Origin of the sequence: Aquibacillus sediminis (genome assembly GCF_005870085.1) — a bacterium.
GTDB classification, from domain to species: Bacteria; Bacillota; Bacilli; order Bacillales; family Amphibacillaceae; genus Aquibacillus_E; species Aquibacillus_E sediminis.
This window is the reverse complement of sequence record NZ_SZNM01000024.1, coordinates 42156-56771: the sequence shown is the minus strand read 5'-3', so window position 1 is coordinate 56771 and position 14616 is coordinate 42156. Positions and strand designations below refer to the sequence as shown.

The 14616-nt window shown below is 37.4% G+C and carries 13 protein-coding genes, 1 rRNA gene, 1 riboswitch and 1 other annotated feature; of the genes, 6 read left to right on the top strand and 8 right to left on the bottom strand.

Annotated elements, in window-relative coordinates; translation table 11 throughout:
- From FCI53_RS17370 to FCI53_RS17345, 6 genes are all read right to left on the bottom strand, one after another.
- A 16S ribosomal RNA gene (locus FCI53_RS17370) occupies positions 1 to 128 on the bottom strand; the annotation flags it as partial.
- A gap of 604 nt (positions 129 to 732) precedes the next feature.
- The gene (leuS, locus tag FCI53_RS17365; RefSeq protein WP_138420310.1) at positions 733 to 3150 is read right to left on the bottom strand and encodes a leucine--tRNA ligase; all 2418 of its coding nucleotides are present in this window, start codon (positions 3148 to 3150) and stop codon (positions 733 to 735) included.
- Between the two features lie 106 nt (positions 3151 to 3256).
- Positions 3257 to 3471, bottom strand: a binding site (T-box leader).
- Between the two features lie 243 nt (positions 3472 to 3714).
- Positions 3715 to 4401: an ABC transporter ATP-binding protein gene (locus FCI53_RS17360; RefSeq protein ID WP_138420309.1), complete on the bottom strand. Its 687-nt coding sequence runs from the start codon at positions 4399 to 4401 to the stop codon at positions 3715 to 3717.
- Entirely contained in the window at positions 4394 to 4774 is a 381-nt protein-coding gene (locus FCI53_RS17355; protein WP_138420308.1) for a GntR family transcriptional regulator, read from the bottom strand. The genes FCI53_RS17360 and FCI53_RS17355 overlap by 8 nt, the downstream gene beginning before the upstream one ends.
- Positions 4775 to 4778: 4 nt before the next feature.
- Positions 4779 to 5543: a hypothetical protein gene (locus FCI53_RS17350; RefSeq protein WP_138420307.1), complete on the bottom strand. Its 765-nt coding sequence runs from the start codon at positions 5541 to 5543 to the stop codon at positions 4779 to 4781.
- Positions 5544 to 5673: 130 nt separating this feature from the next.
- Positions 5674 to 5955 carry a DUF2524 family protein gene (locus FCI53_RS17345; RefSeq protein ID WP_171038219.1) on the bottom strand — a complete coding sequence of 94 codons (282 nt, stop codon included), beginning with the start codon at positions 5953 to 5955 and terminating at the stop codon, positions 5674 to 5676.
- A gap of 129 nt (positions 5956 to 6084) precedes the next feature.
- On the opposite strand from FCI53_RS17345, the gene mnmL reads away from it, so the two are divergent.
- A complete protein-coding gene (gene mnmL / locus FCI53_RS17340; protein ID WP_138420305.1) occupies positions 6085 to 7047 on the top strand; it encodes a tRNA modification radical SAM protein MnmL/YtqA in 963 nt (320 codons plus the stop codon).
- Positions 7041 to 7607: a tRNA 5-(aminomethyl)-2-thiouridylate-methyltransferase MnmM gene (gene mnmM, locus FCI53_RS17335; protein ID WP_138420304.1), complete on the top strand. Its 567-nt coding sequence runs from the start codon at positions 7041 to 7043 to the stop codon at positions 7605 to 7607. The genes mnmL and mnmM overlap by 7 nt, the downstream gene beginning before the upstream one ends.
- A 107-nt stretch (positions 7608 to 7714) precedes the next feature.
- Here the strand turns inward: mnmM and FCI53_RS17330 are convergent, their stop codons facing one another.
- Positions 7715 to 8761 (bottom strand): tetraprenyl-beta-curcumene synthase family protein, encoded by a 1047-nt coding sequence (locus tag FCI53_RS17330; RefSeq protein ID WP_246050142.1) that lies wholly within the window; start codon positions 8759 to 8761, stop codon positions 7715 to 7717.
- Between the two features lie 704 nt (positions 8762 to 9465).
- Here FCI53_RS17330 and FCI53_RS17325 point away from each other — a divergent pair.
- Positions 9466 to 9978: a gamma carbonic anhydrase gene (locus FCI53_RS17325; RefSeq protein ID WP_138420303.1), complete on the top strand. Its 513-nt coding sequence runs from the start codon at positions 9466 to 9468 to the stop codon at positions 9976 to 9978.
- Positions 9979 to 10162: 184 nt separating this feature from the next.
- Here FCI53_RS17325 and metK read toward each other — a convergent pair whose 3' ends face one another.
- Positions 10163 to 11362 (bottom strand): methionine adenosyltransferase, encoded by a 1200-nt coding sequence (metK, locus tag FCI53_RS17320; RefSeq protein ID WP_138420302.1) that lies wholly within the window; start codon positions 11360 to 11362, stop codon positions 10163 to 10165.
- Positions 11363 to 11709: 347 nt separating this feature from the next.
- Positions 11710 to 11818: riboswitch (SAM riboswitch) on the bottom strand.
- Positions 11819 to 11995: 177 nt separating this feature from the next.
- On the opposite strand from metK, the gene FCI53_RS17315 reads away from it, so the two are divergent.
- From FCI53_RS17315 to FCI53_RS17305, 3 genes are read left to right on the top strand one after another with little or no spacing between them, the layout of a single operon-like run.
- Positions 11996 to 12985 carry an ABC transporter substrate-binding protein gene (locus FCI53_RS17315; protein WP_138420301.1) on the top strand — a complete coding sequence of 330 codons (990 nt, stop codon included), beginning with the start codon at positions 11996 to 11998 and terminating at the stop codon, positions 12983 to 12985.
- Positions 12986 to 12996: 11 nt separating this feature from the next.
- Entirely contained in the window at positions 12997 to 13776 is a 780-nt protein-coding gene (locus FCI53_RS17310) for an ABC transporter ATP-binding protein (protein ID WP_138420300.1), read from the top strand.
- Positions 13754 to 14572, top strand: coding sequence for an ABC transporter permease (locus FCI53_RS17305; RefSeq protein ID WP_246050141.1), 819 nt, complete (start codon positions 13754 to 13756; stop codon positions 14570 to 14572). Before FCI53_RS17310 ends, FCI53_RS17305 begins: the two co-directional genes overlap by 23 nt.
- Positions 14573 to 14616 lie beyond the last annotated feature (44 nt).

Here is a 14616-nt window from a genome sequence, read left to right as displayed (position 1 = left end):
TCACCCGTCCGCCGCTCGTTCCACAAGCGCACACCCCGAAGGGTGATTGCTTGCTTCCCGCGCTCGACTTGCATGTATTAGGCACGCCGCCAGCGTTCGTCCTGAGCCAAGATCAAACTCTCCATAATAGAAAGAGTGTCTTTCACTCATACAAAAACTAGCTTTAAAAAATGATTCAGGGTAGTCTGTTTCAAATAAATGAAACGTTTCACCCAATCTGTTTCATACTGGTTGTTTTGTTCAGTTTTCAAAGATCAAATTTTGTCGTTTTTTCGCCAACAAATTCATTTTAGCAATAACAATGAATTTTGTCAATTATATTCCATTACCAATTCGTGGTAATGTGTTCTGCTTAATGTCTTCACAAAGAATTTTTGTGACAACAAAATTTATAATACACTTTTTTATTAGGTAAGTCAACATATTTTTTAATAGGTTTTAAAGTTATTTAAAACTTTCTTGTCTATTTACGCTTTCGTGTAAACTATAATATTCTGTTTAAGTTCATGCATCCAATTAGTAATGTGGGTTTTTAAGCTGGTCTGTTGAAAAAAACATGCCGAAAAAGCAACGGATTTTGTTTAAGAATACAAACCATTATATTGCTTAAATAATAGTAAAAAGCTCTCTTGTAGCCTTACGTTACAAGAGAGCTTTTCAATAGTAGAAATTGAGAAAAACCGCTACCGTAATCCAATTAATTCATGAACAGATTAAGTCAAACCTTGTGCTTTAATTCGCAACGATGTTTACTAATTTACCTGGAACTGCAATCACCTTGCGAACGGTTTTACCTTCAAGTCGTTCTTTTATTGTTTCATTTTCTAATGCATGCTTTTCTAGTTCTTCTTTGGTAGCATCTTTATCGACCATCATTTTTGCTCTTACTTTACCCATTACTTGAATAACTACTTCTATTTCATTTTCAACAAGTTTTTCTTCATCATAAGCAGGCCATGCTTGGTATGCAATCGTGTCTTCATACCCTAATTTTTCCCATAGTTCTTCTGCTAGATGAGGGGCTACTGGAGATAATATCTTCACAAATCCTTCTGCATAGTCTTTAGAAATTTCATCTGCTTTGTATGCTTCATTAACAAATACCATCATTTGTGAGATGCCTGTATTGAACCTTAGATCCTCAAAGTTTTCTGTGACAGTTTTAATCGTCTCATGATAAACCTTTTCCAACGTATCATTAGAAACACTGTCCACCACTTTAGGTGAAAGTTTTTCATCATCTGTAATGAATAATCTCCACACACGGTCAAGGAATCGTCTAGCACCATCTAAACCATTTGTTGACCAAGCTACTGCAGCATCCAAAGGCCCCATAAACATTTCATATAACCTTAATGTATCTGCACCATGTGTTTGAACAATTTCATCTGGATTGACGACATTTCCTTTTGATTTACTCATCTTTTCATTGTTCTCACCAAGAATCATCCCTTGGTTATATAATTTTTGGAATGGTTCCTTTGTTGGTACAACACCAATATCATATAGGAATTTGTGCCAAAAACGTGCATACAACAAGTGAAGCACAGCATGTTCTGCCCCACCAATATAAATATCAACTGGCAACCATTTTTTCAGATCCTCATAATCTGCAAGTTTTTCACTATTATTCGGATCAATGAACCTCAAGAAATACCAACAGCTTCCAGCCCATTGTGGCATAGTATTTGTTTCACGACGTCCTTTTTTACCTGTTTCTGGATCCACCACATTGACCCAATCCTCAATATTGGCAAGTGGTGATTCACCAGTACCAGACGGTTTGATTTCCGTTGTTTTCGGTAATGTCAATGGTAGTTCTTGTTCGGGTACACCTGTCATTGTGCCATCTTCCCAATGAATTACTGGAATTGGTTCTCCCCAGTATCGTTGACGGCTAAATAACCAATCTCTTAAACGATACGTTACTTTTTTCTCACCCTTATTATTTTCTTCTAACCATGTAATTACCTTTTCAATTGCATCCTCTTTATTCAAGCCATCTAGAAAACCAGAATTAATATGTTTTCCATCACCTGTGTATGCTTCTTCTTCTACATTCCCACCCTCTAGAACAGGAATAATTTCAAGACCGAACTTTTCAGCGAATTCATAATCACGCTCATCATGCGCCGGTACAGCCATGATTGCACCTGATCCGTACGACATTAAAACATAATCAGCAACCCAAATTGGAAGCTTTTCACCATTTACTGGGTTAATCGCATGTGCACCTGTAAACACACCCGTCTTATCCTTAGCCAAATCTGTTCGTTCTAAGTCACTTTTAGTCTTTACTTCATTTAAATAATTTTCAACAGCTTGCTGCTGGTCATTTGTAACAATTTTTTCAACTAGTGGGTGCTCGGGGGCTAATACAGCATAAGTCGCACCATACAAGGTATCTGGTCTTGTTGTGAATACGGTAAAAGTATCGGCATGACCATCGATCCCAAAATGAACTTCCGCCCCTTCTGAGCGTCCGATCCAGTTACGTTGCATATCTTTTATGCTTTCTGGCCAATCCAACTCTTCTAAGTCTTCTAGAAGTCGATCCGCATAGGCTGTAATTTTTAACATCCATTGTTTCATTGGTTTACGTTCAACAGGGTGGCCGCCACGCTCACTTTTCCCATCAATAACCTCTTCATTTGCTAATACAGTACCAAGAGCTGGACACCAGTTTACTGGTACCTCATCAATGTATGCTAAACCTTTTTCGTATAGTTTTAAAAAGATCCATTGTGTCCACTTATAATAATTTGGATCGGTTGTATTAATTTCACGATCCCAATCATAGGAAAAGCCTAACTCTTGGATTTGACGCCTGAAGGTATCAATATTTTTTTTCGTAAATTCCTCAGGATCATTTCCTGTGTCTAATGCATATTGCTCAGCCGGCAAACCAAACGCATCCCACCCCATTGGATGAAGGACTTCATATCCTTGCATACGTTTCATGCGTGAAATAATATCTGTTGCTGTGTATCCTTCAGGATGTCCCACGTGTAGACCTGCACCAGATGGATAAGGAAACATGTCTAAAGCATAAAACGTTTCCTTATTTGTTTTACCATTTGATTTAAATGTTTTGTTTTCAAGCCAATAATTACGCCATTTTTCTTCAATTATCTTGTGATCAAATGACATGATTCTTCCTCCTTATGTTTGCACTATTTATTTAGAAAGTGTGAACTTAGCGCAGTCAAACGCAAACACTTGTTCTTTCGGAATAAAAAAAGTCTCCTATCCCAAAAAATGGGACGAGAGACTTCCCGCGGTACCACCCAAGTTAGTGCACTATTACCTGCACCCGCTTTATCTCCTTAACGCGGAATACGGCAGAAGCTACTAGTGTTCACATTCTGCGATCTATCAAAGGCGAGTTCATAAAATCCAGGGACAGTTTCCACCAACCACTGTCTCTCTTAAACCTGAACATTTATTACTATTCCTTCTCATAATCGTTCGAGTTATTGTAACCGTATTTTAAAGAAAGCAACCCCCTTTGTCAAGGTTTGCCAATTTTTACGCTTTTAAGCAAGAGAAAAAGTGAAACTTCCTCAGTGGGGGTTTTTTGCTCTTTCCCCACTGAGTGTTAGTTGAACCAATCGGGGTAAAAGCGAAAGTTTACTCCCACGTACACATCTCGTTTCATTTCATGTTTTAAAGTGGGAACCCTTTCGGATGGTTACACCGTGATAAACATCTTAGTTAGTAATTTGATTCCATCCAATCCACCACACTCATTTGGTATTTATCTCGAATAGCTTCAACAGACCGTTGCGCGACAACTTCACCACTCCCTAGCAAAATCACCTCATCCAATATCGGTTCTATTTCATTTATTTCATGTGTGGTTAGAATTAATGTTTGCTGGCTTAAATCTACAAAACGAATCATACTAGTAATGATTGATTTACGCACCATCGGATCTAAACCTGAGAATGGTTCATCTAACACAAGATATGGTGCATTTCTAGACAACGTGATCACTATTTTTATCCGTCCAACGTTTCCTTTTGATAAATGTTTTATTTTAGTTGATGAATCGAGTTCCATAAAGTGAAGCAGTTGTTGCGCTTTATTCCTATCGAAATCATTAAACTGACTATGATAAAAATCAATTAATTGCTGGATTGTAAAATATGGATAAAAATAGTTATTGTCTGTTAGATAGGCTAATTTTTCACTGATTTTCCGAGTAACAACTGCACCATCTATCATTACTTTTCCATGCGTCGGGCGGAGAGATCCAGCTAACAATCTTAACATTGTTGACTTACCACTACCATTTTCACCCACAACCCCAATCACCTTTCCAGATTCAATCGACACATTACAATCCTTAAGCGCTGAAAAACGTCCGAACTTCTTGGTTACCTGTTGCAAGTTAATCATCGCTTCCCCCCTCCCTTTCTTGATAATGTAAAATCCCTTTGACCATTTCCTCTAACGTAAAACCTAGTTCACGCATGTCTGTTACAAACAGATCTATATACTTTTGTTTCATATCCTCTCTTAATTGGTTTAACTTCTCTTGATTTTCAATAACAAACGTCCCCTGACCTCGACGTGTCTCAACTACTCGTAAGAACTCTAATTCTCGATATACGCGTTGCACCGTGTTCGCGTTCACACCGGATTCAATTGCATAGTCGCGAACAGAAGGTAATTTATCCCCTGGTAATCGTTCCCCACGTACGATTTCACTTGATATACGATCTACCAGTTGAAGGTAAATTGGCTTATCAGGTAAGAAAGAGTGAGCCACCTGACTACACCTCCAATTTTCGTTCGATTAGAAACACTGAAGTAAAATAAGCTCCCAAGATTAGTATCGTATAGAAAAGGTAATAACCTAAAAATAGGATAATTTGTCCGTTTGTATGCTCCATCCCTATAAAGAATGGCGGTTGAGTTGTCGATGAAAATGGGATAGCAACTTGTCCCCATCCACTAATCTGATCATACATCGTTGTTTCTTTAATCTTGTCTATCCCCCAGAAAAAAACATAAAAGAAAATAAAAATGGAAACAGCACTCCATCCCCATCCAATAAACAACTTTAAATATTGATGTAGACTCCATAACAATAAAATAATAGCAACGAAAAAAACGGAAATACTTAAGGCCGAAATACAATACCATAATAGCAATTGCAATAAATCGGTCATTTCAATTCCCTTTCCTCCAATCAAAGTAAGCCCAACCAATACAATTGTATAGATCGCAAAAAATAATAGCGCAACAATGGTAGCATTAAATAATTTCACGAAAATTTTCTTGTGGACGGTGGTTGGAATATGTAAAAAATCTGCCATTTGATTTACTTCCATATTTAAACTAAATAATACAGTTGCAGGCAAAATAATTAATCCGATTGCTAACTCTAATGAAAAGCGAATAATTAAATCATCAATCGATACAGCGTTCCAACCAAGAAAAATGAAGTAGGCAAATTGCAGTAAAAATACAGAAATATAAAAGTTGCGCATCATCCGATATTCCTTAAATATAAGCCCCTTTAGCCTTTGATCCACGAATATTCCTCCCCTGTTCTAGTGTGCTATCTAAATAGTACACTAGAACAAAAGGAACTTCAAGACTTCATACAGCAAAATGATGCTTCCTCATATAAAAAACCCTTACCAAAAAGTAAGGGTTTTTTCTCTATTCAAATTGCTTTAAATCGACTTGATCTAATATCATGTCATTTAGATAACCATTCACTTGTAATTTAAGTCGATGCAACTGCTCTCGTTGTTGATGATTGGCACTAGTCATCATATTTTCAATTTCAGCTGCCACTTCAGATAGTTGTCGTTGTACATCGGAGTACTCATTATCGATTTCAAACCCATTACGATTTGTGACTTCTAACTGTTTTTGCGCTTTTTCCAATGTTATATCTGCTTGTTGAACCAGTTCTTCTACAGAATCTCTTGTTGCCACTATCATCACCTCATTCCTAAGTTGTTCTAAATCACATCGTACATACATGGAAGATGTTACACTTATCTGGGAGTGTTTTGCGAAACACTTCATGCTACAATAGTTATATTTCATTAAAGGAGCTAGATTATGAACAATCCATTTCCGTATTCATTTGACCAAAAACGATATCATTCATGGAATTATCACCTGAAAAACCATTTTGGACACAAAGTGTTTAAAGTTGCGCTTGAGGGCGGTTTTGATTGCCCAAATCGTGATGGCACAGTGGCCCATGGCGGTTGTACATTCTGTTCAGCTGCTGGTAGTGGCGATTTCGCTGGAAACCGTGTGGATGATTTAGAAACACAATTTAACAATGTAAAAAACAAGATGCACGATAAATGGAAAGATGGAAAATATATGGCCTATTTCCAAGCATTCACAAACACCCATGCACCTGTAGAGGAATTACGAGAGAAATATGAAACAGTTTTAAAACAAGATGGGGTTGTTGGCTTGTCGATTGCGACTCGCCCAGACTGTTTACCTGATGATGTGGTGGAGTATTTAGCCGAATTAAATGAACGAACCTATTTATGGGTAGAATTAGGACTACAAACCATGCACCAAGAAACTTCTGACCTAATTAACCGTGCCCATGACCTAGATTGTTATCTTGAAGGTGTTGCAAAATTACGCAAACACAATATACGTGTTTGTTCTCACATCATCAACGGCTTACCTGGAGAAGACTATGACATGATGCTACAAACTGCCAAGGCTGTTAGTGAAATGGATGTACAAGGCATCAAAATTCATTTACTACACTTATTAAAAGGAACTCCAATGGTAAAGCAATATGAAAAAGGTTTATTGCAATTTTTATCAAAAGAGGAGTACATCAACCTTGTTGTAGATCAGTTGGAATTATTACCAAAGGACATGATCATTCACCGTATCACTGGGGATGGACCTCCTGATTTATTAATCGGTCCAATGTGGAGTATTAAGAAATGGGACGTCCTTAATTCGATTGACCATGAACTAGAACGCCGCAATAGCTGGCAAGGTAAATACTATAATGTGAAGGAAAAGATTTTATCATGTTAAAGCGAGTTATTCCATATGCACATGAACTATTAAAGGCTTCTGCAGAACTTGGCGAGACTGTGATCGATGGTACGTGCGGAAAAGGAAATGATACGATCTTCTTAAGCCATATTGTTGGTAAAGAAGGGCACGTTCTAGCTTTCGACATTCAATCTGAAGCAATCACTCATACGAAACAACGTATAACAGAAGAAGGCATCTCCAATGTCACTTTAATCCAAGAGGATCATCAATACCTTGGATCACATCTTTCTGATCATTTGAAAAATCATATAGGTGGGGCAATATTTAATCTTGGTTATTTACCTGGAAGCGATAAATCCGTTATTACGAAACCAGAGAGTACCATCGCCGCAGTAGATACCATAACGGATTACTTAAAACCTGGTGGAGTGTTAGTACTAGTTGTGTACCACGGTCACCACGGAGGAGATATTGAAAGAGACGCATTATTAGAACATCTTCATCGTTATGATCAAAAACAGTATCAAGTATTACAATATCGATTTATTAATCAAAAAAATAACCCACCATTTGTATTAGCGATAGGAAAAAATTAACAAAAAAACAGCTTGGATGTGATCCATGCTGTTTTTTTGGTGGCTCTTTTTAAAATTTAATTCCATTGTGGCGCTTGCTATATTGCTCTAACAAAGGTGTTTCAGGACTATGACACCCGATACTTACCCTTTAATTTATTATAAGCTTTTGCATTCAAATGAAAAAAACTAGATCGACGACCACTGGCCTGTAATAATACCTTGGTAACCTTCCCTCCGCTATCTAACCGCCTTACTTTTGGATCCGCTAAATATAACCCTACTAAACCGTTATAAATCATCTCATGAAAATGCTTGTTTGGAAGACGCTGGATTTGCTTTTTTGTTTGATCAATAAAATAAATAAACCGCTCAATTAATTGATCATTATTTACATAATAGTTACAAAAATTTAGATCGCCTTCATTTAAGTCTTCTTGTTGGTCAATATAATAATCCAACAAAATATGTAATCCTTGCATATACGGAAAATAACTTTTACATATATCCTCTGCTAATTGCTCTGTCATTTTCCCACCCATTGCATAGGAAACAAGACAAAAAATACCTAAGGTTGATCCACTTGAAGCAGAAAACTCATACCAGTGTAAGGACATCGTCCATTGTGACTTGAAGGAGTTAAACCATGCTTTAAGCCTTGGTATCCGTTCCTGTTCTACTACATGCTTATGTACTTGAAGGTCACTGTATAAACGTTCTAACTGTAATAACTGCTTTTGAATAGCGGAATAATGCTCAAGTGTCGATAAGCTATTTTGACATGTTTTTACAAGAGCAGCTAAATAGCCTCCATCATCTTGTTCCTGTCGATACTTATAATAATTTTTCACTTCATTATTGGGAGTTAATGCGTCTTCCATAGCTTGATGTAACATGCGAAAATCTTTCGGATCTAAAGATGTACTACGATCACATAAATTATCTAAATAATCGCTAATCGTTTGATACGCAACGATAAATCGAATAGCATCAGGCCAACGTTTTTTCGCTAATATACTGTAAACACTACCACCTTGGCAATGAAACTTTTTTTCTGTAATGCTTGCCAATGCTTGTGTTTTTAACTCAGGATTCTCAATACGGCGCGCTTGTTGAATCCAATAATCTAATTCTTTTTTTACTCTTGGAAAAACTTTACTGTAAACATAACTCATCAAAATCGGTGATGTTTTCGGTATGGAATGGTACAATCCATTCCCCTCCCTTGCTACACTGTATAGATTCACTCCAACAATCATAGTTTGGACTGTGTTACTATTAATTATAGCATGTGAAGTAAATTCTTCCATTTCCAGACCCATGACTTTTGCATGACAATCATTTTTTTGTCTGAGCTATTTATTAAAAGATTGTTATTGCTGCATATAAGCTGTATTATGTGCAGCAAATTATTAACTAATTAAAATAGTGAAGTACAGTGATTTTCAAATTACGTGGCAATCAACGTAAAAAGCGCTGGATGATGTATGAAAAAGCCGTAATCACGCAGGATCTTTGAAAAAAGCGCGGGATGATGTATGAAAAAGCCGTAATCACGCAGGATCTTGAGAAAAAGTGCGGGATGATGTATAAAAAAGCCGTAATCACGCAGGATCTTTGGAAAAAGCGCTAGATGATGTACGAAAAAGTCGTAAATACGCAGGATCTTGAGAAAAAGCGCGGGATGATGTATAAAAAGTACTAAATGCTCATTATCTAAAGAAAAAGTACTCAAATAAAAAACTATTATAAAAGTTACTGCACATAATACAGCAAATGCGCATTAATGCGATATCTTACGTAAGAAGTAAGCCTTAGCAGTAAACTTTTCCGATGGTACCTAAACATACATTTTTATTCCATAAAGGAGGCAACTGTAATGTTGTATGAATACAAAGGAAAAAAACCTACTATTGCTCCAACCGCCTTTTTAGCGGAAGACAGCGTTATTACTGGAGATGTCACGATCGATAAGTATGCAAGTGTTTGGTTCAAAACCGTCATCCGCGGCGATGTTGCACCCGTACATATTGGTGAAAATTCCAATGTTCAAGATCTAAGTTTATTACACCAAAGCCCTAACATGCCATTAATAATCGAAGAAAATGTCACAATTGGGCATCAAGTAACGCTCCACTCTGCAATCATTAAAAAGAAGGCGCTGGTTGGAATGGGATCGATTATCTTAGATGGAGCAGAAATTGGGGAGCAGGCTTTTATTGGCGCGGGAAGTTTAGTCCCACCAGGTAAAAAAATCCCACCTCGAACACTTGCCTTTGGTAGACCGGCAAAAGTTGTTCGCGATTTAACTGATGAGGATATCCAGGAAATGGAAAGAATCAAAAATTCCTATGTAGAAAAAGGAAAATACTATAAAACATTACAAGACTAACACTTGTTGGATACCTCCATTGAAGAACAAAAGCTCGGGGCGTCTTGGTTATCCTCCGACGCAATCCTCGGCTTAGTGCTTTCTTCCCAAAGAGCATTGACTTAAGACTAGTATGCGCTGAAGCTGGACTTGGCTTTTTCTGGTCATTAAAAAAGACCAATTCCCTCGAGAATTGGTCTTTTCTTTATTTCAATACAAATCTTTTCAAGTCATCTACTTTATCTGTTTTTTCCCATGGGAATTCGATATCCGTTCTTCCAAAATGACCATAAGCAGCAGTATCTTTATAAATTGGTCTTCTTAAGTCAAGCATTTTAATAATACCGGCTGGGCGTAAATCAAACAATGCTCGAACCGCCTTAACCAATTCTTCTTCTGATGCTTGTCCTGCCCCAAAGGTATTAATGGAGATTGAAACGGGTTCGGCTACACCAATCGCATAAGCTAATTGTACTTCACAACTATCAGCTAAACCTGCCGCAACAATATTTTTCGCAACATAACGGGCTGCATAAGCTGCAGAACGATCAACTTTTGTTGCATCCTTGCCACTAAATGCACCACCACCGTGACGTGCGTAACCACCATACGTATCGACAATGATTTTTCGTCCTGTTAGCCCTGCATCACCTTGTGGACCACCAATAACAAACCTTCCAGTTGGATTAATAAAGTACTTTGTTTCATCACCCAAAAATTCTGCTGGGACAATTGGTTCAATTACATCACGCTTTAAATCTTGTTGGATTTGCTTCGTTTCTATGTCTGGATGGTGTTGTGTAGAAATAACAATCGTATCCACCCGGATTGGTTTGTTGTTTTCATCATACTCAACCGTTACCTGTGTCTTTCCATCAGGCCGCAGATAAGCCAATGTCCCATCTTTACGAACATCTGACAATCGCTTGGAAATCTTATGTGCTAAAGCAATTGGTAGTGGCATTAACTCAGGTGTCTCGTTATTGGCATAACCAAACATTAACCCTTGGTCACCTGCCCCAATTGCCTCTATTTCCTCATCTGTCATATTTCCTTCTCTTGCTTCTAATGCTTGATCAACACCACCTGCAATATCAGGAGATTGTTCATCAATTGCTGTTAACACAGCACACGTATCTGCATCAAAGCCATATTTTGCACGAGTGTAACCTATGCCTTTAATGGTTTTTCGCACAATACTAGGAATGTCAACATACGTAGTTGTTGTAATTTCTCCCGCTACTAGTACAAGCCCTGTTGTCACAGTAGTTTCACAAGCAACACGAGCATTTGGATCACTATTTAATATTGCGTCTAGAATGGCATCAGAAATCTGGTCACAAATTTTATCTGGATGTCCTTCTGTAACCGATTCCGATGTAAATAATCGACGATTTGCAGCCATTCTGCTAAATCCTCCTTCACGTTTCTTGGAATACGGAACTTCTCTTCTCCCCAGTATGATAATCCGAAACTATATATCCATGATTTCTTCACTTGAAATACGTAACTTTATCATGTATACCTTCATTCTTTACTAAGATAGTTTCATTTATGAGTACCGACCATTGTGTATTTCTAAACAAACCTCCCTACACTCGAAAGGAATTTTAGACAGTGTCTTTTTCTCTATACATGCTTCATTCCAAACAATATGTCCCATAGAAATACAGGGCTTTTTTGGAAATAAACGCCCTGTACCATTAGAATTATGTAGACTTTCACCAGAAAAAGACGAATGGTCTTCCGCTCTTCTTATCGTTCAAGGTATTTCCCTTGCAACAGGTTAGCACCTCTACATCTCACAGTTAGTGGTTGCTGGATTTCATTGGGCCTGTCCCTCCATCACTCTGGATAAGAGAGTGTCCGTTCGCATTTCATCGTATCGAAACAAAAGGGCCTTGTCAATTTATACAAAACAATTACTATCCAAATTTCAACATTTTTCACTTCTAATCAGTTGGGCATTCACACATTTTTAATCTACACATAAGTTATTGTATAAAATAAAACCTTTACAAACGAAAGGGTGATTGTTATGAAAAAAATATTGATTAATATAAGTTTATTCACTCTATTACTGATCGTTACTGCATGCTCTAGCAACGAATCCAATACAGAAGTTAACCTTGGAGAAGTAACACGGAGTATCTTTTACGCACCGCAATATGTTGCCCTAGAGCAAGGCTTTTTTGAAGAAGAAGGATTGGATGTTAAGTTACAAACAATTGCTGGTGGAGATAAAGTGATGACCTCTTTATTATCTGATAATACCGATGTGGCGCTTGTTGGTTCCGAAACGTCCATCTATGTAGAATCCAGAGAAGCAAACGACCCCGTTATTAATTTCGCCCAAGTTACGCAAACAGATGGTACCTTTTTAGTTGCTCGCGAACCACATGATGACTTTACCTTTGAAGATTTAAAGGGCAGTGAATTTCTAGGACAACGTAAAGGCGGGATGCCGCAAATGGTGGGCGAATTTGTATTAAAACAAAACGGAATCGACCCACAAAATGATCTGAACCTAATTCAGAACATTGACTTTGCCAACATAACTAGTTCTTATATTTCTGGTACTGGTGATTATGTTCAATTATTTGAACCAACTGCAAGTAAAGTAGAGCAAGAAGGTAATGGGCATATCGTTGCTTCATTTGGCGAAGAATCAGGTCATGTGCCATACACAGTATTTATGGCAAAACAAAGCTTTATCGATGAGAACGAAGAAACTGTCAAGAAATTTACGAGAGCAGTTTATAAAGCGCAAAACTATGTTCAAGAACATTCTGCCGCTGAAATTGCTGAAATTGTGCAAGCCTACTTTGAAGATACGAGCCTAGAATTATTAGAATCGTCGATTGATCGCTACAAATCACAAGGGTCCTTTGCAGAAAATCCAATTCTAGATGAAGAAGAATGGAATAACCTAAAAGCCATTATGGATGAAGCAGGTGAATTACCAGCAGACATTGCCCATGAAGACCTTGTGAATACAGAAATCGCTGAAGATGTGATGAATGAATAGGGGGGATGAACATGTCTTTTCTAACAGTAAACCATGCTTCACACCAATACTTTTATAAAACTGGATATACCAAAGCTTTGGAAGATGTTACGTTACAAGTCCCTAAAGGTTCATTCGTTTCTTTTCTAGGTCCTAGTGGTTGTGGCAAGACAACACTATTATCTATTATTGCTGGCCTTATTGAACCATCTCGTGGAGAGGTCCTTTTAGATCATCGGCCTCTGTCTACTTCTTATTCAAATATTGGCTATATGTTGCAGCAAGATTATCTATTTCCATGGAAAACGATTTTAGATAATGTGTTATTAGGTCCTAAAATTCAACAAACCAAGCAGCGAGCAATAAAAGAAAAAGCGATTAAGTTACTAGAAGATATCGGCTTAGCAAATGTAATTGATGCCTATCCTGATAGCTTATCTGGTGGGATGCGGCAACGTGCAGCTCTTGTTCGAACGTTGATTACTGATCCAAAGCTTTTGTTACTTGATGAACCATTTTCAGCTCTAGATTTCCAAACCAAGTTAAAACTCGAAAACCTTGTCTCTGTTTTATTAAAGCAATACAACAAAACCTCTGTTTTAGTTACGCATGACATTGGAGAAGCAATTGCAATGAGCGATAAAATTTATCTAATGAAAGCAAATCCAGGTTCCATCCATCAAACTTTTGAAGTCCCAATCGAAATCAGAGACCTATCCCCATTTCAAGCCCGCAAACATGTAAAGTATCAACAGTTATTTGATCGGGTATGGGAGGAGTTGAATATGCTTGAAACAAAAACAATTGTCTGACGAACAATTATTTAAACAGTATCAAAAACAGCTAAAGGTTAATCGAGTAAAAATTCGCTTATGGCAACTGGTCATTTTTTTTAGCTTTTTTGCACTATGGGAACTCCTTAGTTCATTCAGATTGATTGACCCTCTAATATTTAGCTCACCTTCACAGGTATGGTCAATGTTTACAGATAAATTAGTGGACGGTTCTCTTTGGCATCACTCAAAAGTTACGCTGTTTGAAACCGTAGCTGGATTTATTATCGGTACTGTTGTCGGTATACTTTTAGCAGCCCTTCTATGGTGGTTTGAGCGACTTTCTAAAATTTTGGACCCTTATCTTGTTGTTTTAAATGCACTACCGAAAGTAGCTTTAGGGCCTATTATCATTGTTGCACTTGGTCCTGGTTACTTGTCGATCATTATGATGGGGGCGATTATCTCTGTTATTATTACAACCCTTGTCATCTATTCTGCTTTTAATGAAGTAGATGATAATTATATAAAAGTTCTTAAAAGTTTTGGTGCAAGTAAATGGCAATGTTTTAAAGAAGCCATAGTTCCTGCCTCTTTCCCTGCCATGATTTCTACACTTAAGGTGAATGTGGGGTTATCTTGGGTAGGGGTAATTGTTGGTGAATTTTTAGTAGCTGCAGAAGGTTTAGGGTATCAAATCGTATACGGATTCCAAGTGTTTGACTTCACACTAGTCCTTTATAGTTTATTAATCATTGCATTTTTTGCAGCGATTATGTATCAACTAGTAGAAAAATTAGAGAAATGGTTAATTAAAAATACGAAAAATGAGTAAATGGTTTTTGACAAAAAAGACGCTTCAAACTACCAGCATAAAAG

Coding starts and splice junctions, on each gene's coding strand:
- leuS (WP_138420310.1), bottom strand. CDS start 3,150: ATGTCATTTGATCACAAGATAATTGAAGAAAAATGGCGTAATTATTGG.
- FCI53_RS17360 (WP_138420309.1), bottom strand. CDS start 4,401: ATGATTAACTTGCAACAGGTAACCAAGAAGTTCGGACGTTTTTCAGCG.
- mnmL (WP_138420305.1), top strand. CDS start 6,085: ATGAACAATCCATTTCCGTATTCATTTGACCAAAAACGATATCATTCA.
- mnmM (WP_138420304.1), top strand. CDS start 7,041: ATGTTAAAGCGAGTTATTCCATATGCACATGAACTATTAAAGGCTTCT.
- FCI53_RS17330 (WP_246050142.1), bottom strand. CDS start 8,761: ATGAGTTATGTTTACAGTAAAGTTTTTCCAAGAGTAAAAAAAGAATTA.
- FCI53_RS17325 (WP_138420303.1), top strand. CDS start 9,466: ATGTTGTATGAATACAAAGGAAAAAAACCTACTATTGCTCCAACCGCC.
- metK (WP_138420302.1), bottom strand. CDS start 11,362: ATGGCTGCAAATCGTCGATTATTTACATCGGAATCGGTTACAGAAGGA.
- FCI53_RS17315 (WP_138420301.1), top strand. CDS start 11,996: ATGAAAAAAATATTGATTAATATAAGTTTATTCACTCTATTACTGATC.
- FCI53_RS17310 (WP_138420300.1), top strand. CDS start 12,997: ATGTCTTTTCTAACAGTAAACCATGCTTCACACCAATACTTTTATAAA.